Genomic DNA, 20520 nt, shown 5'->3' with positions numbered 1-20520 from the left:
GGCGGGGAAGAACAACTAGCGCGCGTCGAGCAGTTCGTCCTCGATGTCGCCGTCACGATCACGACTGCGCCTTCTCACGCGGACGGGTGCACCTTCCGCGTCTTCGCGGTGCTTCACGGTCTCGGTGCGGATGATGTAGCCGATGAAGACGAACCCCATGATGGCGAACAGGATCCACTGGATCGCGTAGGAGAGGTGAGGGCCCGGATCTTCGGTGGGGGAATCGAAGCCCCCCAGCGCGTGGTCGGCGGCCGGGGATTCGGAGACGAGCTGACCGTACGCCCCCGTGATGACGTCGCCTCCCACGATGTCGGCGATGGTCGGCAGATTGATGGTCGGCACTTGACCCTCGGGGGCGCCGCGGCCGGATGCGGGGAGTCGCTCGCCGGGGCGGAGGCGCACGGTGATCTCGACTTCTCCGGACGGAGGGGCCGGAACCGAGTCCGGCACGTCGCCCTCCCCGGGCGGCACCCAGCCGCGGTCGACGATGACGATCCTCCCGTCGGCGTCGCGGAACGGCACCACCACCTCGAACGCGCTCGTGCCGCCGTGCGGCCGGTTGCGGACGAGGAGCTGCTCGTCGGCGAGGTACTCTCCGCGAAGGACCACCGGATGCCACTCGTCCTCGGGATCGAGCCGGCCGTCGGGTCCGACGAGTGATGCGAACGGAACGGCCTCCGCGTCGTAGTTCTGCTCGACGAGGGCGATCTGTGCCGCGCGGGTTTCGTTGCGGTCGAACTGCCAGTTCGAGAGGAACGCGCATGCCACCGCGAAGCCGATGGCCACGAGCACGTACACCGACCAGCGGAGCAGGCGCGGACTCACGCCGGAACCCCGTCGCGAACCGTCACGGGGAAGTCGCGCGCCGCGAGGTAGTCGCGAAGGAACGCCACATGCTCATCGCACGCGAGCCAGATCTTCTCGCGGTCCGCCGAGTGTATGCGCGGGTTGCGCCAGACGACGTGGTGCGTCGCGTCGTTCCGGCATCCGGCGCGCGAGCATTCGAGTGCGCTCACGCGGTGTCCTGTCGGCTCTCGTGGATCGTGACGATCCCCGGCGACTCGCCGTGCGGCTCCACCCGAGAGGAGGGCGTCGCCTCGAGCTGCTGCACGGGCGACTCCGCCACGGTCTCGGTGCTGTCGCTTCCGGCGTTCGCGAAGACCACGGCGATGTAGGGGAGCACCGCTGCGGCGATGCCGAACACCCAGGTGTACCAGCCGTACGGGTGGACGAGCACCATGAGTCCGAAGCAGACGATGCGGATCGTCATGGTGATGGCGTAACGGCGCACGCGGTGGTCGGCCTCGTCGCCGGGAGACTGCGGCAGCGAGGTGACGGCCGGCACCACATGCTTGTTCTTCACGATGCCTCCAGCCTACGCCGCCGTCGGCCGCCCGGCGCGCCGGGAACCGCTCAGCTGGTGAACAGGAACGGGACGCTGACCGCCCCGATGAACAGGAACGTGACCACCACGATGAGGATCAGCGCCAGCAGCAGCCCGATGCCGAAGTATCCGGTGATGAGTCCTGCGATGGCCATGCCGCGGCCGCCGATGGCGGGGTTGTTCTTGGTCTGCTTCATCGCCATGTGACCGGTGACGACGGCGACGATCGACGCGATCACGGGCACCCAGAGCCAGAACAGGACGATGCCGCCGATACCGCAGATGAGCGAGGCGATGGCGAGGCCGCTGTTGGGCCGGACGGGCGCATACGCCGCTGCGGGATAGGCGGACGTCGCCGGGTACCCCGGCGCGGCGGAGTATCCGGCCGGAGCGGGGTAGGCGGGAGGCGTGGCGGGGCGCGCGTAGGCGGCTGGGGGTGCGGCAGGGGCGTGCACGGACGGTGCGGGCGAAGACGGCGCCGCACCGGGGTAGGAGGCGAAGGGCGGCGCAGGCGCAGCAGGGACAGGCGGGACAGACGGCGCCGCCGACGCGGCGGGGGGAGGCGTCAGGCCGGCCGGGAAGGAAGCGTCGGGCTGGTCGCCTGCGGGGCCGGGGGTGTTGTTGTCGCTCACGATGTCGCCTTTCTTCGCCTTCAGGCTTCCAGTCCGTGGCGGCATCTGTCAAACGTCGGCACACGCGTCGGCATGGGGTGTCGAACGGCGCATCGCTAGGATCGTTAGGACCCGTCACTGCACCTCGGCGGCCAGATCAGGAGTGGAAATGAGTTCTCAGCGCGTCGTGCTCGTCACCGGAGGCAACCGAGGGATCGGCAGGGCCATCGCCGAGCGGTTCGTCCGCGACGGATACCGCGTCGCCGTCACCGCGCGCAGCGGCGAAGGACCGGAGGGAACGCTCACGGTGCGTGCGGACGTCACGGATGCCGCGGCCCTCGATGCCGCCTTCACCGAGGTGGAGCAGCAGCTCGGTCCTGTCGAGATCGTCGTCGCCAACGCCGGCATCACCAAGGACACGCTCCTGCTGCGCATGACGGAAGACGACTTCGACAGTGTCGTGGCGACGAACCTCGGCGGTACCTTCCGGGTCGTCAAGCGCGCCTCGAAGGGGATGCTCCGGGCACGCTTCGGACGTGTCATCCTCATCTCCAGCGTGGTGGGCCTCTACGGGTCTGCAGGGCAGGTCAACTACGCGGCGTCGAAGAGCGCCCTCGTCGGCTTCGCCCGCTCGCTCACCCGGGAGCTCGGCGGACGGGGCATCACCGCCAACGTCGTCGCACCGGGCTTCATCGAGACCGACATGACGGCGGAGCTTCCCGAGGACACCCAGAAGCAGTACAAGGCCAGCATCCCCGCGGGACGATTCGCGACTCCAGACGAGGTCGCCGGCGTCGTGACCTGGCTCGCGGGAGACGACGCGGCGTACATCTCGGGTGCGGTGATCCCCGTCGACGGCGGACTCGGCATGGGGCACTGACGCTCAGCGTCTGACGGCCTCGTCGATCAACTGGGCGAGGCGCTGCGGAGCGGAGAACTGAGGCCAGTGGCCGGAGCCGATGCGCGCGACCTCGGCATCTGCGATCGCGTGGAACTCGTGGGCGAACGGGCCCCAGTTCTCGAGCTCCTTCTCGAGCTCGTCGCGATCCATGCTGCCCATGAGGAGCGTCACCGGCACTCGGTGCCGTGCGGTATCGCTCAGTTCGATCGGGTCGGCGGGAACCCGACCGGGAACGCTCGCCGTGAGCGACGCGGTGCGTGCGCGCGTGGCGGCGTCGAGGTCGTACACGTCGCCGCTCGGGAAGAAGTCCCACCCGGGGAAGGGCACCACACCGTCGGTGAGCTCGAACTCGTTGATGCCGAACCCCGGTGCGGGCGGCACCGTGTCGACGAAGATGACCCGCGCCACGCGTTCGGGTCGCGCATCGGCGACGCCCCAGGCCACGTTTCCGCCGCCGCTGTGGCCGACGACAACGACGGGACCGTCGACGGCGTCGACCGCGGACGAGGCGGCGTCGACCCACTCGGCGATGCTGATCCCGGCGGTCTCCGCGCCCGAGCCGCCGAGGCCCGGCAGGGTGAGCGGCCGTGGGCGGTGCCCCTTCTGCTCCAGTAGACGGCTCACGTCGTTCCAACTGGATGCGTCGAGCCAGAGTCCGGGGATGAGAATGATGTCCATGGGGTCGACGTTAGCGACGGCCTCCGACATCACGCGGGGAGAAGCGGAATCACCTCGGAGAGGTCGTGCGGACCCACGACGAGGTTGGCCGCTTCGCGGACCGCAGGCTTCGCGTTGAACGCGAGCCCGAGGCCGGCGACAGCCATCATGCGCAGGTCGTTGGCGCCGTCGCCGATGGCGATCGTGGCGGTGGGGGAGATGCCGAGCTCTGCGGCCCACTGGGTCAGCGCCGCCGCCTTGGCCTCGGCGTCGACGATGGCGCCGTCGACCCGTCCGGCCAGCGCTCCTTCGGCCACGACGAGCCGGTTGGCCTTCCAACGGTCGACGCCGAGGCCTGGTGCGACGTGGTCGAGGATCTCATGGAATCCGCCGGAGACCACGGCGACGACGCCTCCGCGCGCATGCACGGCGGCGGTCAGCTCGCGGACCCCGGGCGTCGGCTCGATACGGGCGATCACGCGCTCGAACGCTGCCACCGGGACGCCTTCGAGGGCCGCCACGCGCGAACGCAGGCTCGTCGCGAAGTCGACCTCCCCGCGCATCGCGGCCTCGGTGGCGGCCTGCACCTCGGCGCGGCGTCCGGCCTCATCGGCCAGCAGCTCGATCACTTCGTTCCGAATGAGCGTGGAATCGGCATCGAGGACGACGAGGAAGCGCGCTGAGGTCACTGTTCGAGCCTAGCGACCCGCGAGGCAGCACTGCGCCGCATGACGTCAGCGCTCGACGACGATGCCCTTCCCGACGACGGTCAGGCCGGAATCCGTCACAGTGAAGCCGCGCGCGAGGTCGCGCTCGCGATCGACGCCGACGGTGGCGCCCTCGGCGAGCACGACGTTCTTGTCGAGGATCGCCCGATGCACACGTGCCCCGGCGCCGACCCTGACATGGTCGAACAGCACCGAGTCGGTGATGGTCGAGCCTCCGCCCGCGAGGGTCCACGGGCCGACGACGCTGCGCTCGAGGTGCGTCCCGGAGAGCACGGAGCCCAGGGAGACGATCGAGTCGATCGCGTTGCCGATGCGCCCGACGGAGTCGCGCACGAACTTCGCCGGCGGCGAGTTCACCGCCTGCGAGTGGATCGGCCACTCCATGTTGTAGAGGTTGAAGACCGGCAACGTGGAGATCAGATCCATGTGCGCGTCGAAGAACGAGTCGATCGTCCCCACGTCGCGCCAGTACGAGCGGTCGCGCGGCGACGAACCGGGCACGTCGTTGTGCTTCATGTCGTAGTAGCCCGCCTCTCCTCGTTCGACGAAGTACGGGACGATGTCGCCGCCCATGTCGTGCCCGGAGGTGGGTGATTCACCGTCTGCCTCGACCGCCGCGATCAGCGCGTCGGCGTCGAAGATGTAGTTGCCCATCGACGCCAGCACCTCGTGCGGCGAGTCGGCGAGACCCGTCGCGTCGGTGGGCTTCTCCAGGAACTGCCGGATGCGTCCGGACTCCGGATCGGCGTCGATCACGCCGAACTGCGAGGCCAGTGCGAGAGGCTGACGGATGCCTGCGACCGTGGCGCGCGCGCCGGACTCGATGTGTGCGTCGAGCATCTGGCGGAAGTCCATGCGGTAGACGTGATCGGCGCCGATCACCACCACGATGTCCGGCTTCTCGTCGTTGATGAGGTTGAGGCTCTGCAGGATCGCGTCGGCGGAGCCGGAGAACCACCGCTTGCCGAGTCGCTGCTGGGCGGGGACGGATGCGACGTACGAGTCGAGGAGAGCCGACATGCGCCACGTCTGCGAGATGTGCCGATCGAGGCTGTGCGACTTGTACTGGGTCAGCACGACGACCTGCCGCAGCCCCGAGTTGATGAGGTTCGAGATCGCGAAATCGATGAGTCGGTACTGTCCGCCGAAGGGCACCGCAGGTTTCGCGCGATCCGCGGTCAGAGGCATGAGTCGCTTGCCCTCGCCGCCGGCGAGGATGATGCCGAAGATCTTCTTTGGAGCGGACATGGCTCCACCCTAGAGCGCCTGTCCCGCCGTGTACTAGCGTTTCGCACATGCGAGTCGAAATGGTCACCAAGGAGTACCCGCCGGAGATCTACGGGGGTGCCGGGGTGCACGTCGCGGAGCTCGTCGCAGCCTTGCGCGACAGCATCGACGTGCGGGTGAGAGCCTTCGGCGCGCCGCGCGACGAGGGCGGGACCTTCGCCTATCGGACGCCGTCCGGCCTCGAGGGCGCGAACGCCGCTCTGCAGACCCTGGGGACGGATCTCGAGATCGTCGCGGCCATCTCGGATGCCGACATCGTGCACAGCCACACGTGGTACGCGAACTTCGCCGGGCACCTCGCCTCGCAGCTGCACGGCATCCCGCACGTGCTCACCGCTCACAGCCTGGAGCCGCTCCGTCCGTGGAAGGCCGAGCAGCTCGGCGGCGGCTACGCGGTGTCGAGCGGTATCGAGAAGCTCGCGTATGAGAACGCGGCCGCCGTCATCGCCGTGAGCGCGGGGATGCGCGCCGACATCCTCCGCAGCTATCCCGAGGTCGATCCGGCGAAGGTCCGCGTGATCCACAACGGCATCGACGTCGACAGATGGCGTCCCGTGCACGACCGCGCCTTCCTGCAGTCGGTCGGCATGGATCCGGAGCGTCCGTCGGTGGTGTTCGTGGGGAGGATCACGCGACAGAAGGGGCTGCCATATTTGCTGCAGGCGGCGAGGATGCTGCCTGCCGACGTGCAGCTGATCCTCTGCGCCGGCGCTCCCGATACGCCGGAGATCATGTCCGAAGTGCAAGAAGGGGTGCGCGTTCTGCAGCAGACGCGGGAGGGCGTCGTCTGGATCGAACGCATGCTGCCGCGCGATGAGCTCTCGGCGATCCTCACCGCCGCGACCGCCTTCGTGTGTCCCTCGGTCTACGAGCCCCTCGGCATCGTCAACCTGGAGGCGATGGCCTGCGGCGCGGCCGTCGTGGGGACCGCGACCGGCGGCATCCCCGAGGTCGTCGACGACGGCGTGACCGGCAGGCTCGTGCCCATCGAGCAGGTGCAGGACGGAACGGGCACTCCGGTCGACCCCGAGCGGTATGTCGCCGACCTCGCCGCGGTGCTCACCGAGGTCGTGTCCGACCCGGAGCGCGCGCGTCAGTACGGCGAGGCGGGAAGGGCCAGGGCGACGGAGCAGTTCAGCTGGGCGTCGATCGCCGACACCACCCGCGCGCTCTACGCGGAGCTCACCGCCTGAGCCGATAGGCTGGCTGCATGTCGAGCGCTCTGGAATTCACCGACGTCGTCGTGCGCCGTGAGGGGCGCAACATCATCGATCACGTGACCTGGCAGGTCGCGGACGACCAGCGGTGGGTGATCCTCGGACCGAACGGGGCCGGGAAGACCACGCTCCTGCAGCTCGCCGACACGCTCATGCATCCGACAACCGGCACTGTCGCCGTGCTCGGCGAGACGCTCGGCCGCACCGACGTCTTCGAGGTGCGCCCCCGCATCGGCTTCGCGTCGTCGGCCATGGCGAAGCGCGTGCCGCGAGACGAGACCGTGCTGAACGCCGTGCTGACCGCCGCGTACTCGGTGCTGGGACGCTGGAACGAGGATTACGAGGACATCGACGAGCGCCGCGCCCTCCGCGTGCTCGCCGAGTGGCGCCTGGAGCACCTCGCGGAGCGTACGTTCGGAACGCTCAGCGACGGCGAGCAGAAGCGCGTGCAGATCGCCCGCGCGGTCATGACCGATCCCGAGCTGCTGCTGCTCGACGAGCCGACGGCCTCGCTCGACCTCGGCTCGCGAGAAGAGCTGCTGGCGCTGCTCAGCGGCTATGCGTCCTCGCCGACGACGCCGGCCATGGTCATGGTCACGCACCACGTCGAAGAGATCCCCGTCGGCTTCACGCACGTCATGCTGCTGCGCGACGGCGCCGTCGTCTCCGCTGGGCCGATCGAGGAGAGCCTGACGTCGGAGTCGCTGAGCGAGACCTTCGGCCTGCCGATCAGCCTGACGTCGGACGGCGGGCGCTTCGCCGCACGCGCGGCATCCTGATCGGGTCTGCTAGAATCGATCCTTGGTGCTCTCTGCACCGCAGACTTCCCTCGTCCCTGGCAGAATCCAGGGCGCCACGTAAGGAATCCCATGAAGACTGACATTCACCCCGACTACCAGCCCGTCGTGTTCCGCGACCTCGGCTCGGGCGAGACGTTCCTCACCCGTTCGACCGTCACCAGCGACAAGACCATCGAGCTGGACGGCGTGGAGTACCCCGTCATCGATGTCGAGATCTCCTCGGCGTCTCACCCGTTCTACACGGGCAAGCAGCGCATCATGGACTCGGCTGGTCGCGTCGAGAAGTTCAACCAGCGCTTCAAGAATTTCGGCTCCAAGTAAGCCATGCGCCGAAGGCCCCGCTTCTCGTTCCCGAGGGGCGGGGCCTTCTGCGTTTCCGGCCGCAGCGCAGACACCGCGTGTCAGCAGACACCGCGTGTCAGAGGTCCAGGGTGATGCGACCGCGTTCGATGGTCCACGGCGGGTCGCCCGGCGTCGGCGCCGGTCCCGCGCGCTTCGTCTGCCGATCGCGCTCGACAGCCGCCTCGTGCGCGGAGGGCGACCACACCGCGTCGAACACGCCGACCAGGCCGCCGTTCGCCGCGTGCTCGTACTTCTTCTCCACGGGTTTGCGCGAGAACATGTGCATCATGCCGATCACGAACAGCACGGGCCCGGTGCCGAGCACGAGGGCGACGGCGGCCCACGCCATCACATCCCTCATGCGCCCAGGCTACGCGGTGCCGCCGATGAGGGCATCCACCGGACGGATGATCTCCGTACCCGTGCCCGTGCGTCTGTGCCGCAGCCTCGTCAACGGATGCGGCGGCCGTGCGCGAGGTCGATCAGCCGCGACAGGACCGGGCCGGAGCGCAGTCCGTTGTGCTCGTGCTCGCTGGTGACCCAGAGATGCACGTCGGGGAGGAGCCTCGCGGTTTCGAGTGAGAACTCGAGGGGCACGTAGACGTCGTTCGCGTACACGGCGGCGGCCCCACGGGCGTCGGATGAGGCGATCGCGTCGGGGTCGTAGATCCGCGGCCATTCGAACTCGGCGAGCTCGAGTGCGACCTCCCGCCACGGGCGGAACGCGGGAACGGTCTCCGCCCATTCCCGCCGGATGTGCTCGCCCGTGAAGAGCGTGACGTCGTCGGCGAAGTCCGCGGGCTCCACACGCTCGGCGGACCACCGCGTCGCCTGCCCGCTCGCGTAACTCGACTCGTGGAACACGAAGTACAGCGGATTGCGGCCGGTGAACGGCATGGCGTGCTGCAGATCGTGGCGGAAGGCGTTCGACGAAGGATCGCTCTCGAGCAGCGACCACAGCGTCTGCCAGCCGTCGTTCGTGCCGAGCGCCGACCCCACCGACCGCAGGCGCGAACGCGACACGACCTCGCCGTCGGGGAGCACGATGCGTCCGGCATCCGCGAGGTCGACGAGCCTGCGCATGACATCGCGATGCTCGGGGAAGCGGCGGTAGTACCGCTCCGATGCGGAGCGCATCTTGTCGTAGCAGAGCGCGTACACCTCGTCCGCCGGTCGAGTGATGGTGCTCAGTCCGCCGGTGATGAACACCCGGTCGAGCGAGCCGGCGTGCGTGGAGAGGTACGCGAGCGTGGTGAACCCGCCGAACGACTGTCCGAGCACGCTCCACGTGGTGGCCCCCAGGTGCTCGCGCAGCGCCTCGCAGTCGCGCACGATGGAGTCGGCGCGCAGATGCGTGAGGTGCTCTGCCACGGCCGAGGCGCCGCGTGACAGATCGTCGTCGCCGACGGGCGTCGACCGTCCGGTGCCGCGCTGGTCGAGCAGCACGACGCGGTAGTGCGCGAGCGCCTCGTCGAGCCACGCGGGCGAGGTCGACGAGTGGAACGGGCGGGGCGCCTCGTGCCCGGGCCCGCCCTGGAGGAAGACGAGATATGGGAGCTCGTCACCGCCTTCTCGCGAGACGACACGGGCGAACACGTCGATGGTGCGCCGATCCGTGGGATCCGCCCACACGAGCGGCACGGTGATCGTGTGCTCTTCGAGGGTCAGATCCAGCAGGCGACGGACGGTGGTGCTCATCCGACGAGCCTATCCGCAGGCGTGGAGCGCCTGAGCTACATCACGTTGCCGATGTAGGAGTACTTGACGAAGACCTCCGACGCGATGCCCGCCTCGTCCAGCACGCCCTGCACGGCGCTCATCATGTAGTTCGAGTCCCAGCCCATGTAGAGGAAGTGCGAGTCGTCGAGGCGGTCCCACTGGCCCTTCCATGCCATCTCGGCGTAGATGGGGCCGCCGTGCTTCGCGCAGTACGAGAGGGCGGCCTCGCGCGTGTCCGTCCATGCGCGGCGCATGACGCGGTTGAAGAGGTACTTGACGTCGGGGACCTCCCACCGCTCTCCGCGGTACTCGACGTAGTCGAACTCGCGCTCCCAGCCGGCCGGCCATCCGCGGCGCCGCACGGCGTCCAGGATCGGCGTGAGGCCGTCGTCGTCGATCTCGGGAAGGGCAGGCCTCGCCCAGATCCGCAGGAGCCGGGCCGTCAGGGCGATCGTGCGCCGTGTGATCGCCGCCGTCCCCCAGGAGTCCTCGTCGGCGATGGCCCGCGTCTCGGCCACAGCGCTGCGCGTATACGCCTCGTCGCGCTTGACCGGGAAGGAGGCTCCGAACACGCGCTCCGCGAGCTGCGGCTCGAGCAGGGTGAGGTTGCCGAGGGTGGGCGCGAGCGCGCGGTGGCTGTTCTGCTCGTCCTCCGTGTACTCGCTCCAGGTGCGTACGCCGTCGCCAGACCAGGTGTCGGCCGGAACCGCGGGGACGACGTGTTCGACGTCGTACCCGGTGGGGTCGTCGACACCCTCCAGGCGCCCGAGCACGTACGCGGCGTGCGGCAGTTCGCTGTACTTCAGCACGGCGCTGACGCGCTCGTCTGACGGCGTGATGCGGGCGAAGGCGCGCGCGAGCGCATCCGGGCCGAGCGCGCGCGCACGGCACAGCCGCGCGACGAGCCTCTCGTTCGGCAGGTTGACCAGGGTGCGGCGCAGATAGAGCGCCTGGATCCACTCGAGAACCTGGATCAGCTCGGCCCGGTCGATCCTGCCCCGTGCATGGTCGCTGTAGACGCTCATCACGAGCGGGTACGCGGCGCGGCCGAACGTGTTCACGTACTGGAGCTGACGGCGGATCTCCTCGTCGCCCTCGCGTGACGGATCGAGAAGGATGCCGTAGATCTCGGCGTAGTGGCGCCAGACCTCCGCATCCGCCTCGAGCCGCGCGACGTCGACCCGGGGGAACGACTGGCGGAACGCGCTGTAGACCCCGTGCTCGCCGCCGGCGGCGACCTCGCGGCCCGTGGTCATCACCAGGTAGTGCCGCCAGAAGGCCCCGACCGCCTCTCCGGTGTGCTTCTCGATGGGCAGCCAGAATCGCGCCTCGACGTCGAGCTGCTCCTGATGCGTGAGGCCCATGAGGATGTAGTTGTGGATGAGCTCGTGGTCGCGCAGCGGCTCGCCGGTCGAGTTGAGGCTCTCGAAGATCTGCTGGGCGTTCGCCGCGGCGCCGAGCGTGATCGACACGTGCTCGAGCCGCTGGAGTCCTCGCCAGATCGAGACGGCCTCGTCGGCGTGCACCTGGCTGCGGAAGAAGGCGTAGTTGTCGTCGAAGCGCGACTCGCGTTCGGCGAGGTCTCCGCGCTCGAAGATCACGGACTCATACAGGTGCGCCCAGGCGTCGTGCGGTCGGAGCTTGGTACGGCTCGGGTCGTCCCCGCGCACGAGGACGCGGTGCAGCTGAGCGGCCAGCTGTGGGTCGCTGTCGCGCACCGAGTGGTGCAGCGCGGCGATGAGGAGCATGAGCGTCGTGATGCGCTGCTGCCCGTCGATGAGGATCAGTTCGTCACCGGAGGCCGAGTCCTCGGCCGACAGGATCGACCCGATGAAATGGCGGTGCGACGCGTCTTCTGCTGCGACGGCGCGCACATCGGAGAGCAGCTGCTCGCACGCGCCGATGTCCCACCGGTACTGGCGCTGGTACACGGGGACGACGATGGCGGTGGAACCCGCTGCGAGCCATTCGATCGTGTTGACTGCCGTCGCCTCGACGTTGGTCGCAGTGCTCATGCTCGTGTGTCGTCCTCCCGTAATGCCGGGCGCCGGGGCATCGCGGGGCGCCCGGACCAGTCTATGCACTTATTCACGGCGGGCCTCCGAGGCGCTCTCGGCGCCCCCTGTTAGGCTTGCCTAATCAGGGCCTGTTAAAACGTGCTGGCCCCCGATGAAAGGATCTGGCTCAGATCATGGGATACATCAAGTCCGCCGCGCTGGAGGACAAGGGCTTCGTCGTCCTTGACCGCTACGACAAGGAAATGGACCCCCGGGAGTGGCTCGACGTCGAGTATGTCGACTGGAAGTCCTCGGGCGACACGCGCTTCGCTCCGCTCGCCAGCGCCAAGGGCGACATCGAGTGCAACGGCTTCTGGAACCACAAGCCGCCGCGCACCGACAAGGACGGCGTCTGGATCGAGTCGCAGACGAAGATCGCGCCGACGCTCACCGCGCGCGCCCAGGAGCCGGGTGCGAACGTCGGCCGCTGCCGCATCATCGAACTGCAGCCGACCCCGTACGGCGAGTGCCTGTACAACCTCCACCAGGACGACAACAACCGACTGAACCCCGACGGCACCGGCTGGGTGGTCCGGGGCTTCTTCAACCTCACCGACGACAAGGACAGCTACTTCGTCCTGCGTGAGAACCGTACCGACCCGAGCATCGAGTACCGCATCGCCCTTCCGGCCGGCGCTCAGCTGATCGTCGACACCCAGCGCCTCTGGCACGCCACCACGCACAACGGCACCGAGCCGCGCTACTGCCTGATCACCTCGTGGGAGTCGGGCCCCGAGCTCGACGCCTACATCGAGAAGTACCACGGCACCGACCAGCACGAGCAGGTCGAGGTGCCGCAGGACGTCCTCGAGGCGGGCTACGCCGAGCAGGCGCGTCGTGACGCCGCCCGCGCCGCCTACTACGCCGCCAAGGGCCAGCAGGTCAAGCAGGCGATGAGCGAGGCGTAAGCAGCTCGTCCACAGGGCCTCGGTCGTCTCACGACCGAGGCCCTTCGCTGTGAATCACATGCTTGTGATTTCACCGGGTCTGGGTGAGAATGGGCGCATAACCGCATACATCCGCCGGATCTCCGGTGTCAGGTCGTAGGGGAAGACGCACCTGATGAAACGGAGAAGATCATGGCGACGGCTTACGCACGCGGAGTGGTGTTCATCCACTCCGCGCCTCGCGCGCTCTGCCCGCACCTGGAATGGGCGGTCGGGCGCGCTATCGGGCGTGCGGTGAACTTCGACTGGACCGATCAGCCCGTGCTCGACGGCGCGCGACGCGCGGAGTTCTACTGGGACGGCCCCGTCGGCACGGGTGCGGCGCTCGCCACGGCCATCCGCGGCTGGGAGCACCTCCGCTTCGAGGTCACCGAGGACCCGACGCCGCGCAGCGACGGGGGCCGCTGGATGCACACCCCGGATCTCGGCATCCACTACGCGCAGACGGATGCCGCCGGAAACGTGGTCATCGGCGAGGATCGCATCCGCTATGCGATGGAGATCGCCGCAGGAAACGCGGCCGAGCTGCAGCGCGAACTCGACATCGCGCTCGGCTCGGCCTGGGACGAAGAGCTGGAGCCGTTCCGGCACGCGAGCGACGACGCCCGCGTCGTCTGGCTCCACAAGGTCGGCTGACGGCGACCGGAGGCATGGAGCGGGGAGGCGTGAGTATCGGGGGCCGGTGAGTCATCCCGGGCGCTGAGAAGACGTATCCCTGCTCCGACAAGACGAGGACCCCGTCCCGTGAGGGATGGGGTCCTCGTCCGTCTCCGTCTCAGACCACGGCATCGCGCGGCATCTCCCCGGCGGCGCCCACCTCGCCGTGCCGGGCGTCGTCCCATGCGGCGCGCAGGCGCTGCATGGCGTCGCGCGTGCGTTCTGGCGGAAGCGTGATGGGCACGCGCAGGCCTCGCTCGAGGACCCCGCCCGTCGAGAAGCGGGGCCCCGGAGGGAGGATGAGCCCTCGTGCCCGTGCTGCCAGGGACACCGCCGTGGAGACGGGGGCGCCGAGGTCGAGCCAGGCCGACAGGCCGCCGAGCGTGTGCGGCATGCGGATGCCGGGCATCGCCGCGACGCCTTCCCTCACGGCCTCCCTCCCCGCCCGCAGACGCCGACGCACGTGCTCCGTCAGCGCCGGCATGTCGGAGAGCAGCTCGACGGCGATGCACTGCTCCAGCAGCGCGGTGCCCAGTTCGAACGACGGGCGAACGGCGAGCAGTCGGCTGATCAGCGAACGATCCGCCCTGATCCAGCCGAGACGCATGCCGCCCCACGCGATCTTGGACATCGAGCCGACGGTGATCACCTCGGGGCTGTACGCCGCCATGGGCAGCGGGGTCCAGCCTCGGTCGATGTCGAGCTCCGCCGTCGTCTCGTCCACGATGAGTCGTGTGCCCGTGCTGCGCGCCGTCGTCGCGATGCGCGCACGGTCGGCGTCGGGGAGCGTCGCGCCCGTCGGGTTGTGGAAGTCGGGAATGAGGTAGGCGAGGTGCGGCCGAGAGCGGAGGAGTGTGTCGGTGACGTGGCGCGCATCCCAGCCTTCGGCGTCGACGGGTGTCGCGAGCAGCCGGTACGCGTGCCGGTGAAGCGCCTCGAGGGCGTGCGGGAATGTCGGCTGCTCGACGAGGGCCCGTTCGCCGCGGCGTCCGATCGTCGAGAGCACGAGGTTCACGGCGTTGAGCGCGCCCGACGTGATGATGATCTCGTCGGGGTCGGTGTCCGCGCCGCGCGCGGTGAAGCGGGCGGCTACGGCCTCGCGGAGCTCCGGCAGCCCGCGCAGAGAGTAGCCGCTGGTGCCCCGCATGGCCGCGAGGCGGGGAAGCGAGCGCACGGTGGCGTCATAGAGACCCGGAGTCGAGTCCATCGAGGCGATGGACAGATCGATCGCGCCGCTCTCCTCGTGCGCCTGCGACGGCATGGCTGCGTGCGGAAGGGCGACTCTCGTGCTGCCGCCGTGCAGGCGTGTCACGTAGCCGTCCGCCTCGAGGCTGCCGTACACCCGCGTCACCGTCGAACGCGAGCGGCCGAGTTCGAGCGCGAGCGCCCGCTCGCTCGGAAGACGTTCGCCGACCGTGAGACGGCCGTCGAGGATGAGCGCGCGGATGCGGTTCGCGAGCGCGACCGCCGATGCTCCTGTGAGGTTCTCGGGTCCGAGCTGGGTGACGAGACGTGAGCCCATACGATCAGCATGCCGCAAAGTGGACTTCGATCGTGAGGCCACTTCTCGGTCAGTGGTCTCACGGTGGCGGGCGGTCCGCACGCCACCATGGAGGTCATGTCCCTGGGTTCCGTGTTCCTCCCCATCCGCGCATCCTCGCCGCGCGACGCCGCCGAACGCATCGTCCAGCTGCTCATCGGGCTGGTGCTGTACGGGGTTGCACTCGGCTTCATGGTGCGCGGCGGGATCGGCGTTGCCCCATGGGACGTGCTCGCCCTCGGCATCTCCGGACAGAGCGGCATCGGCTATGGCATCGTCACGAACCTCGTGGCCGTGGCGGTGCTGCTGCTGTGGATCCCGCTCCGCCAGCGTCTGGGCCTCGGGACCGTGCTCAACGCGCTGCTCATCGGACCCAGCGCCGATCTCACGCTCGCCATCGTCCCCGTACCGGAGTCGACCTGGATCGGAGCGCCGCTGTTCCTGCTCGGCCTGCTGCTTCTCGCGTTCGCGACGGGTCTCTACATCGCGGCGGACTTCGGCCCCGGGCCTCGAGACGGTCTCATGACCGGGCTGGTGGCGCGCACGGGATGGCCGGTGTGGGTGGTGCGGACCCTCATCGAGGGCAGCGTGCTCGTCGTCGGATTCCTGCTCGGCGGCCCGGTGGGGGTGGGCACGGTGCTCTTCGCGTTCGGCGTCGGGCCTCTGATCGGGTGGTTCCTCCCGCGGATCGCCGAGCGCCGACGTGCGCGGTCCGCGCAGCTCGCGCGTGTGCCGCGCGACCTGTGACACCAGACGACCGAGAGGGCCCGGGGAGCCGATCCCCGGGCCTTCTCGGCGTGCGTGCGCGAGCTCAGTCGTCGACGCTGGCGATGGCGATGACGGCGTTGTGTCCGCCGAAGCCGAAGGAGTTGCTGATGGCCAGCTGGGGTCCGTCGCCGAGCGGCTGCGGATCGCCCGAGACGCGCAGTGGGATCTCTGGGTCCTGCGTGGAGATGTTGATGGTCGGCGGAGCGATGCGGTTCTTCACGGCCAGGACGGTGAAGATGGCCTCCAGGGCGCCGGTGCCGCCGAGCAGGTGACCGGTCGACGCCTTGGTCGCGGACACCGGGATCTCGTGCACGCGGTCGCCGATCACGTCTTTGAGAGCGGTGTACTCGTTGGGGTCGCCCACGGGGGTCGACGTCGCGTGCGCGTTGACGTGGGTGATGTCGTCGGGCGTGCGACCGGCGGCGGCCAGGGCGAGGCGCACCGCGCGTGCGGCTCCCTCCGGGGCGTTGGCGGTGATGTGGTAGGCGTCGGCTGTCACACCGCCGCCGACGAGTTCGGCATAGATCTTCGCCCCGCGCGCCTTCGCGTGCTCCTCCGTCTCGAGGATCAGCACGGCTGCGCCCTCACCCATGACGAAGCCGTCGCGGTCGACGGAGTACGGCCGCGACGCACCGGCCGGATCGTCGTTCCGGCGCGACAGGGCCTGCATCGACGAGAACGCGGCAACCGTGATCGGGTGGATGGCCGACTCGGTGCCGCCCGTGATGACGACGTCGGCGAGGCCGGCCTGCAGGTGCTCGTAGGCGTTCACGAGCGACTCGGTGCTCGAGGCGCACGCAGATGCGACGGTGCGGGCGAACGCGCGGGCGCCGAAGTGGAGCGACAGGTTGCCGGCGGCGGAGTTGGGCATGAGCATCGGGACCGTCATGGGCATGACGCGCCGAGGCCCCTTCTCGCGCAGCGTGTCCCAGGCGTCGAGCAGGGTCCACACGCCGCCGATGCCAGTCGCGAAGTCGACGCCGAGGCGATCGGGATCGACGTCGGGTGAACCGGCATCCTCCCACGCCTCCATCGCCGCGACGAGGGCGAACTGCGACGATGGATCGAGACGCTTCGCCACGGGCCGGGCGAGCACCTCGTCCGGTCGGACCATCGCCTCGGCGGCGAAGGTCACGGGAAGCTCCATCTCGGCGACCCACTCGTGCTCGAGGGTGCGACCTCCGGACATGCCGGCGAGCAGGTTGGTCCAGTTGTCCGGAGCAGTGCCGCCGATGGCGGAGGTGGCGCCGATGCCGGTGACGACGATGCGCTTGGTCATGTGTGGTTCCTTGTCGAACGGGGTTCGTGCGAGACGGAGGCAGGATGGAGGATGCCACGCCCCGCGGTGGCGGGGGTGGCATCCGTGCGGTGGATTACTCCTGGCCGGCGACGATGAAGTTGACGGCGTCGCCGACGGTCTTCAGGTTCTTGACCTCGTCGTCGGGGATGGTGACGCCGAACTTCTCCTCAGCGTTGACGACGATCGTCATCATCGAAATCGAGTCGATGTCGAGGTCGTCCGTGAACGACTTCTCGAGGGCGACCTCGGAGGCGTTGATGCCGGTCTCGTCGGTGATGAGCTCTGCAAGGCCGGCCAGGACCTCGTCGTTGGTGAAAGCCATGTGGTATTCCTCTTTCTTGCGGGTTGTTGTCGGAACCGTGGAACAGTCTAGGGAACGTCGGAGCGTTCTCAGGGGAGGACGACCACCTGGGCGGCGAAGACGAGCCCGGCACCGAAGCCGATCTGCAGGGCGAGGCCACCAGACAGCTCGGGGTGCTCCGCCATCAGCCGGTGGCTGGCGAGCGGGATCGACGCGGCCGAGGTGTTGCCCGTCGTCTCGATGTCGCGCGCGATCACCGTGGTCTCCGGCAGCTTCAGCTGCTTGGCGAACTCGTCGATGATGCGCATGTTCGCCTGATGCGGGATGAAGGCCGCCAGATCGGAGGCCTCGATGCCGGCCTTCTCGAGCGCTTCCCGCGCGACCTTCGCCATCTCCCACACCGCCCAGCGGAAGACCGTGGGGCCCTCCTGCCGCAAGGTGGGCCACGGCACCTCGCCGTCTCGGAACTCCGTGAGCGTGTGGTTCATGCCCACGGCATCCGCCTTGGAGCCGTCGGAACCCCACACCGCCGGTGCGATGCCCGGCGTGTCGCTCGGGCCGATCAGCGCGGCACCCGCTCCGTCACCGAGGAGGAACGAGATGCTGCGATCGGTGGGGTCGACGATGTCGGACAGCTTCTCCGTGCCGATCACCAGCGCGTAGCGTGCCGTTCCGGCCTTGATGAGGGCGTCGGCCTGGGCGACGGCGTAGGCGTAGCCCGCGCACGCGGCGTTGATGTCGTAGGCGGCCGCTGGATTGGCTCCGACCCGGTCGGCGACGATCGCCGACACGGACGGCGTCTGCTTCGGGTTGCTGATGGTCGCGACGATCACGAGGTCCACCTGGTCGGCGGGGATGCCCGCCTTCTCGATCGCCTCCGCGGCCGCGGCCGTCGCAAGGTCGATCGCGTCGGTGTCCTTGTCGGCGCGCACGCGCGTGACGATGCCCGTGCGCTGGCGGATCCACTCGTCGCTCGAGTCGATGGGACCGACGAGGTCGTCGTTCGGGACCGCGTTCTCGCCGCGCGCCGCACCGTAGGAGTAGATGCGGGTGTACGCGGGACCGGTGATCTGCGACAGGGTGGCGCTCATGCGGCAGCTCCGTTCAGCAGCTCGACCGCTGCATCGAGGTCTTCGGGGGTCTTGACGGCAACGGACGGCACGCCGCGCAGAGCGCGCTTGGCGAGGCCGACGAGCGCACCGGCCGGGGCGAGCTCGATGAGCCCGGTGATGCCGTGGTCGGCGAACGACGTCATGCAGAGGTCCCACCGCACGGGCGAGGAGACCTGGTCGACCAGATAGGTGAGCGCCGTCACACCGTCGTCGACGACAGAGCCGTCGCGGTTGGTCCACAGCGTGATCGAGGGGTCGGCGGGGCTGACGGAGGAGACGGCCTCGCGCAGGGCCGCGACGGCGGACGCCATGTACGAGGTGTGGAACGCGCCGGCGACCTGCAGGGGGATCACGCGCGTGCCCTTCACCGGCTCCTCGGCCAGAGCCGCGAGGGCGGGCAGCGCGCCGGCGACGACCAGCTGACCGCCGCCGTTGTAGTTGGCGGGGGAGAGGTCGAGCTCGGCGACTCGTGCCAGCACGGCCTGCTCGTCACCGCCGAGCACGGCGCTCATGCCGGTCGGCGTCTGAGCGGCGGCGTCGGCCATGGCGCGACCGCGTATGCCGACGAGACGCATCCCGGTGCTCTCGTCGATGACCCCGCTCGTCACGAGGGCTGCGATCTCGCCCACTGAATGGCCGGCCACGCCGTCGGGCCGGCGTCCGGCGCGCGCCGCGAGCTGCTCGGCCGCGATGAGCGAGGCGGCGACGATCAGCGGCTGTGCGACGCGGGTGTCACGGATGGTGTCGGCATCGGACTCCGTGCCGTGCAGCCGCAGGTCGACCTCTGCGGCATCGGAGTAGCCGGCGAGCCGCTCAGCCACTCCGTCGAGCTCAAGCCAGGGGGAGAGGAAACCGGGGGTCTGTGAGCCCTGTCCAGGGCAGACGACGACAATCACCTCACCAGTCTGCCAACGATCGGGCGACAGCGGTGGATGATCCATCACAAGATTCGCGGAAACCCTTGTGTGTGGCGTACAGCGCGAGGGCTCAGCGGAGCGGACGACGTGCCGGAGGGCGCCGCCGGACCTGCTGCTCCGCGGCGCCGATGGAGCCGAGGATCAGAGCCGTCTGGAGGATGAGCGCCTCACGCGGGCCCGTGGCATCCCAACCGATGACTTCGCTCACGCGCTTGAGGCGGTAGCGCACCGTGTTCGGGTGCACGAACAGCTCGCGTGCCGTCGCCTCGAGCGAGCGTCCGTTGTCGAGGTAGCTCCACAGCGTCGTGACGAGATCGGTCGAGTGCGCCTGGAGCGGGCGGTAGATCCGCTCGATCAGCGTGAGCTTGGCGAGCGGGTCGCCCGCGAGGGCGCGTTCCGGCAGCAGGTCGTCGGCGTCGACCGGGCGCGGCGCGCTGCGCCAGGCACGCGCCACGGCGAATCCGGCGAGAGCGGCGCGTGCGCTCTGACTCGCGTCGACCAGGGCGGCCACGGCGGGGCCGAGGACGACGTACCCGGGACCGAATGAGGGCTCCAGCCGCGCGGCGATCTCCTGGAAGCCGAGCTCCTCCTCGTCTCCCTCCTGTCCGCTCGCCCTGGCGCGCCCGAGCACGAGCACCAGACGCGAGCCCTGTACGCCGATGAGCACGTCGACGCCGAGCTTGCGCGCCGTGCGCCTGACCTGATCAACGTCGAACTGCGGGGGAGTCGTGCCGACGAGCACCGCGACCTCGCCGTGTCCGTGCCACCCCAAGGCGGCGATGCGGCTCGGGAGCTCCTCGTCGGCCTCGCCGGTGAGGATCGAGTCGACGACGAGCGCTTCGAGGCGAGCATCCCACAGCCCGCGGGCCTCGGCCGCCCGCGCGTAGACGTCGGCAGCGGCGAACGCGACATCCCGCGAGTACAGCAGGATGGCCTCCCGCAGGTGCTCGCCCTTGCCGGCGACCCTCTCCTCAGTGACCTCGACGGTCACGCGGATGAGCTGCAGCGTCTGCTGCAGGCTGACGCTGCGCAACAGCTCACGCGGCGCTGCCGCGAAGATGTCCGCCGCGATCCACGGAGTCGTCGACGGGTCGTCGTACCACTGGATGAACGACGTGATCCCCGCCTGCGCCACCAGCCCGACCGCTGAGCGTCGGGCCGGTGGCATGTCGGCGTACCACGGGAGGGTGTCCTCCAGGCGCTTGATCGTCACCGAGGCGATCTCGCCGGAGATCCGGCGCAGCCAGGTGAGCGTCGCGGCCTTGTCCATGCCCG

23 protein-coding genes are annotated in these 20520 nt (G+C 69.3%); 7 read left to right on the top strand and 16 right to left on the bottom strand.

The window, feature by feature from the left end; all coding sequences use genetic code 11:
* Nucleotides 1-15 precede the first annotated feature (15 nt).
* Genes AB663_RS13235 through AB663_RS13220 form a run of 4 tightly spaced genes read right to left on the bottom strand, consistent with a single transcriptional unit; the run spans nucleotide 16 to nucleotide 2016 of the window.
* Nucleotides 16-825, bottom strand: coding sequence for an SURF1 family cytochrome oxidase biogenesis protein (locus AB663_RS13235; protein ID WP_067200015.1), 810 nt, complete (start codon nucleotides 823-825; stop codon nucleotides 16-18).
* On the bottom strand, nucleotides 822-1016 hold the full coding sequence (locus AB663_RS13230) for a hypothetical protein (protein ID WP_067200011.1): 195 nt from the start codon (nucleotides 1014-1016) through the stop codon (nucleotides 822-824). Before AB663_RS13230 ends, AB663_RS13235 begins: the two co-directional genes overlap by 4 nt.
* Nucleotides 1013-1363, bottom strand: coding sequence for a DUF3099 domain-containing protein (locus AB663_RS13225; RefSeq protein WP_083511244.1), 351 nt, complete (start codon nucleotides 1361-1363; stop codon nucleotides 1013-1015). The genes AB663_RS13230 and AB663_RS13225 overlap by 4 nt, the downstream gene beginning before the upstream one ends.
* 50 nt (nucleotides 1364-1413) lie before the next feature.
* The gene (locus AB663_RS13220) at nucleotides 1414-2016 is read right to left on the bottom strand and encodes a DUF4190 domain-containing protein (protein WP_198147869.1); all 603 of its coding nucleotides are present in this window, start codon (nucleotides 2014-2016) and stop codon (nucleotides 1414-1416) included.
* Between the two features lie 148 nt (nucleotides 2017-2164).
* On the opposite strand from AB663_RS13220, the gene AB663_RS13215 reads away from it, so the two are divergent.
* Nucleotides 2165-2875, top strand: coding sequence for a beta-ketoacyl-ACP reductase (locus tag AB663_RS13215; RefSeq protein WP_067200004.1), 711 nt, complete (start codon nucleotides 2165-2167; stop codon nucleotides 2873-2875).
* Nucleotides 2876-2878: 3 nt separating this feature from the next.
* Here the strand turns inward: AB663_RS13215 and AB663_RS13210 are convergent, their stop codons facing one another.
* Genes AB663_RS13210 through glgC form a run of 3 tightly spaced genes read right to left on the bottom strand, consistent with a single transcriptional unit; the run spans nucleotide 2879 to nucleotide 5529 of the window.
* Complete coding sequence (locus AB663_RS13210; protein ID WP_067202749.1) at nucleotides 2879-3574, bottom strand: alpha/beta fold hydrolase; 696 nt, start codon at nucleotides 3572-3574, stop codon at nucleotides 2879-2881.
* Nucleotides 3575-3603: 29 nt separating this feature from the next.
* Entirely contained in the window at nucleotides 3604-4242 is a 639-nt protein-coding gene (gene serB / locus AB663_RS13205) for a phosphoserine phosphatase SerB (RefSeq protein WP_067200001.1), read from the bottom strand.
* Between the two features lie 45 nt (nucleotides 4243-4287).
* Nucleotides 4288-5529 (bottom strand): glucose-1-phosphate adenylyltransferase, encoded by a 1242-nt coding sequence (gene glgC / locus AB663_RS13200; protein ID WP_067199998.1) that lies wholly within the window; start codon nucleotides 5527-5529, stop codon nucleotides 4288-4290.
* Nucleotides 5530-5576: 47 nt separating this feature from the next.
* Here glgC and glgA point away from each other — a divergent pair, with 47 nt between their 5' ends.
* The 3 genes from glgA (at nucleotide 5577) to AB663_RS13185 (ending at nucleotide 7906) form a co-directional block, all read left to right on the top strand.
* Entirely contained in the window at nucleotides 5577-6761 is a 1185-nt protein-coding gene (gene glgA / locus AB663_RS13195) for a glycogen synthase (RefSeq protein ID WP_067199995.1), read from the top strand.
* 17 nt (nucleotides 6762-6778) lie between these two features.
* Nucleotides 6779-7564 carry an ABC transporter ATP-binding protein gene (locus AB663_RS13190; protein WP_067199992.1) on the top strand — a complete coding sequence of 262 codons (786 nt, stop codon included), beginning with the start codon at nucleotides 6779-6781 and terminating at the stop codon, nucleotides 7562-7564.
* A 90-nt stretch (nucleotides 7565-7654) separates the two neighbouring features.
* Nucleotides 7655-7906 carry a type B 50S ribosomal protein L31 gene (locus tag AB663_RS13185; protein WP_067199989.1) on the top strand — a complete coding sequence of 84 codons (252 nt, stop codon included), beginning with the start codon at nucleotides 7655-7657 and terminating at the stop codon, nucleotides 7904-7906.
* Between the two features lie 97 nt (nucleotides 7907-8003).
* Here AB663_RS13185 and AB663_RS13180 read toward each other — a convergent pair whose 3' ends face one another.
* From AB663_RS13180 to AB663_RS13170, 3 genes are all read right to left on the bottom strand, one after another.
* The gene (locus AB663_RS13180; protein ID WP_067199986.1) at nucleotides 8004-8288 is read right to left on the bottom strand and encodes a hypothetical protein; all 285 of its coding nucleotides are present in this window, start codon (nucleotides 8286-8288) and stop codon (nucleotides 8004-8006) included.
* Between the two features lie 89 nt (nucleotides 8289-8377).
* The gene (locus tag AB663_RS13175; protein ID WP_067199983.1) at nucleotides 8378-9625 is read right to left on the bottom strand and encodes an alpha/beta fold hydrolase; all 1248 of its coding nucleotides are present in this window, start codon (nucleotides 9623-9625) and stop codon (nucleotides 8378-8380) included.
* A gap of 35 nt (nucleotides 9626-9660) precedes the next feature.
* Complete coding sequence (locus AB663_RS13170) at nucleotides 9661-11661, bottom strand: DUF262 domain-containing protein (protein ID WP_067199980.1); 2001 nt, start codon at nucleotides 11659-11661, stop codon at nucleotides 9661-9663.
* A 176-nt stretch (nucleotides 11662-11837) separates the two neighbouring features.
* On the opposite strand from AB663_RS13170, the gene AB663_RS13165 reads away from it, so the two are divergent.
* Together AB663_RS13165 and AB663_RS13160 are read left to right on the top strand one after the other, a co-directional pair.
* Complete coding sequence (locus AB663_RS13165; protein WP_067199977.1) at nucleotides 11838-12611, top strand: hypothetical protein; 774 nt, start codon at nucleotides 11838-11840, stop codon at nucleotides 12609-12611.
* Between the two features lie 171 nt (nucleotides 12612-12782).
* Nucleotides 12783-13286, top strand: coding sequence for a DUF3145 domain-containing protein (locus AB663_RS13160; RefSeq protein WP_067199974.1), 504 nt, complete (start codon nucleotides 12783-12785; stop codon nucleotides 13284-13286).
* 139 nt (nucleotides 13287-13425) lie between these two features.
* On the opposite strand, the gene yczR is transcribed toward AB663_RS13160, so the two are convergent.
* Nucleotides 13426-14829, bottom strand: coding sequence for a MocR-like transcription factor YczR (gene yczR / locus AB663_RS13155; protein WP_067199972.1), 1404 nt, complete (start codon nucleotides 14827-14829; stop codon nucleotides 13426-13428).
* Between the two features lie 96 nt (nucleotides 14830-14925).
* Here yczR and yczE point away from each other — a divergent pair, with 96 nt between their 5' ends.
* Entirely contained in the window at nucleotides 14926-15594 is a 669-nt protein-coding gene (yczE, locus tag AB663_RS13150) for a membrane protein YczE (RefSeq protein ID WP_067199968.1), read from the top strand.
* Between the two features lie 64 nt (nucleotides 15595-15658).
* On the opposite strand, the gene AB663_RS13145 is transcribed toward yczE, so the two are convergent.
* The 5 genes from AB663_RS13145 to AB663_RS13125 all read right to left on the bottom strand — a co-directional run bounded on the left by AB663_RS13145 (nucleotide 15659) and on the right by AB663_RS13125 (nucleotide 20515).
* The gene (locus AB663_RS13145) at nucleotides 15659-16894 is read right to left on the bottom strand and encodes a beta-ketoacyl-[acyl-carrier-protein] synthase family protein (protein ID WP_067199964.1); all 1236 of its coding nucleotides are present in this window, start codon (nucleotides 16892-16894) and stop codon (nucleotides 15659-15661) included.
* Between the two features lie 94 nt (nucleotides 16895-16988).
* The gene (locus AB663_RS13140) at nucleotides 16989-17237 is read right to left on the bottom strand and encodes an acyl carrier protein (RefSeq protein WP_017202249.1); all 249 of its coding nucleotides are present in this window, start codon (nucleotides 17235-17237) and stop codon (nucleotides 16989-16991) included.
* A gap of 68 nt (nucleotides 17238-17305) precedes the next feature.
* Nucleotides 17306-18307, bottom strand: coding sequence for a beta-ketoacyl-ACP synthase III (locus AB663_RS13135; protein ID WP_067199961.1), 1002 nt, complete (start codon nucleotides 18305-18307; stop codon nucleotides 17306-17308).
* Nucleotides 18304-19224, bottom strand: coding sequence for an ACP S-malonyltransferase (locus tag AB663_RS13130; RefSeq protein WP_067202746.1), 921 nt, complete (start codon nucleotides 19222-19224; stop codon nucleotides 18304-18306). The genes AB663_RS13135 and AB663_RS13130 overlap by 4 nt, the downstream gene beginning before the upstream one ends.
* A gap of 91 nt (nucleotides 19225-19315) precedes the next feature.
* Nucleotides 19316-20515, bottom strand: coding sequence for a PucR family transcriptional regulator (locus AB663_RS13125; protein WP_067199957.1), 1200 nt, complete (start codon nucleotides 20513-20515; stop codon nucleotides 19316-19318).
* Between the last annotated feature and the right edge of the window lie 5 nt (nucleotides 20516-20520).

It is taken from the genome of Microbacterium sp. XT11, assembly GCF_001513675.1.
Classification (GTDB): Bacteria; Actinomycetota; Actinomycetes; order Actinomycetales; family Microbacteriaceae; genus Microbacterium.
The sequence above is the reverse complement of the archived record's forward strand: the minus strand, read 5'-3'. Positions and strand labels throughout refer to the sequence as shown.

What these genes read in the sequence shown, in the direction of transcription:
- AB663_RS13180 (WP_067199986.1), bottom strand. Translation starts at nt 8,288, where the DNA reads ATGAGGGATGTGATGGCGTGGGCCGCCGTCGCCCTCGTGCTCGGCACC.
- AB663_RS13165 (WP_067199977.1), top strand. Translation starts at nt 11,838, where the DNA reads ATGGGATACATCAAGTCCGCCGCGCTGGAGGACAAGGGCTTCGTCGTC.
- glgA (WP_067199995.1), top strand. Translation starts at nt 5,577, where the DNA reads ATGCGAGTCGAAATGGTCACCAAGGAGTACCCGCCGGAGATCTACGGG.
- AB663_RS13140 (WP_017202249.1), bottom strand. Translation starts at nt 17,237, where the DNA reads ATGGCTTTCACCAACGACGAGGTCCTGGCCGGCCTTGCAGAGCTCATC.
- AB663_RS13170 (WP_067199980.1), bottom strand. Translation starts at nt 11,661, where the DNA reads ATGAGCACTGCGACCAACGTCGAGGCGACGGCAGTCAACACGATCGAA.
- AB663_RS13145 (WP_067199964.1), bottom strand. Translation starts at nt 16,894, where the DNA reads ATGACCAAGCGCATCGTCGTCACCGGCATCGGCGCCACCTCCGCCATC.
- glgC (WP_067199998.1), bottom strand. Translation starts at nt 5,529, where the DNA reads ATGTCCGCTCCAAAGAAGATCTTCGGCATCATCCTCGCCGGCGGCGAG.
- AB663_RS13210 (WP_067202749.1), bottom strand. Translation starts at nt 3,574, where the DNA reads ATGGACATCATTCTCATCCCCGGACTCTGGCTCGACGCATCCAGTTGG.
- AB663_RS13185 (WP_067199989.1), top strand. Translation starts at nt 7,655, where the DNA reads ATGAAGACTGACATTCACCCCGACTACCAGCCCGTCGTGTTCCGCGAC.
- AB663_RS13135 (WP_067199961.1), bottom strand. Translation starts at nt 18,307, where the DNA reads ATGAGCGCCACCCTGTCGCAGATCACCGGTCCCGCGTACACCCGCATC.
- AB663_RS13160 (WP_067199974.1), top strand. Translation starts at nt 12,783, where the DNA reads ATGGCGACGGCTTACGCACGCGGAGTGGTGTTCATCCACTCCGCGCCT.
- AB663_RS13215 (WP_067200004.1), top strand. Translation starts at nt 2,165, where the DNA reads ATGAGTTCTCAGCGCGTCGTGCTCGTCACCGGAGGCAACCGAGGGATC.
- yczR (WP_067199972.1), bottom strand. Translation starts at nt 14,829, where the DNA reads ATGGGCTCACGTCTCGTCACCCAGCTCGGACCCGAGAACCTCACAGGA.
- AB663_RS13190 (WP_067199992.1), top strand. Translation starts at nt 6,779, where the DNA reads ATGTCGAGCGCTCTGGAATTCACCGACGTCGTCGTGCGCCGTGAGGGG.
- AB663_RS13125 (WP_067199957.1), bottom strand. Translation starts at nt 20,515, where the DNA reads ATGGACAAGGCCGCGACGCTCACCTGGCTGCGCCGGATCTCCGGCGAG.
- yczE (WP_067199968.1), top strand. Translation starts at nt 14,926, where the DNA reads ATGTCCCTGGGTTCCGTGTTCCTCCCCATCCGCGCATCCTCGCCGCGC.
- AB663_RS13175 (WP_067199983.1), bottom strand. Translation starts at nt 9,625, where the DNA reads ATGAGCACCACCGTCCGTCGCCTGCTGGATCTGACCCTCGAAGAGCAC.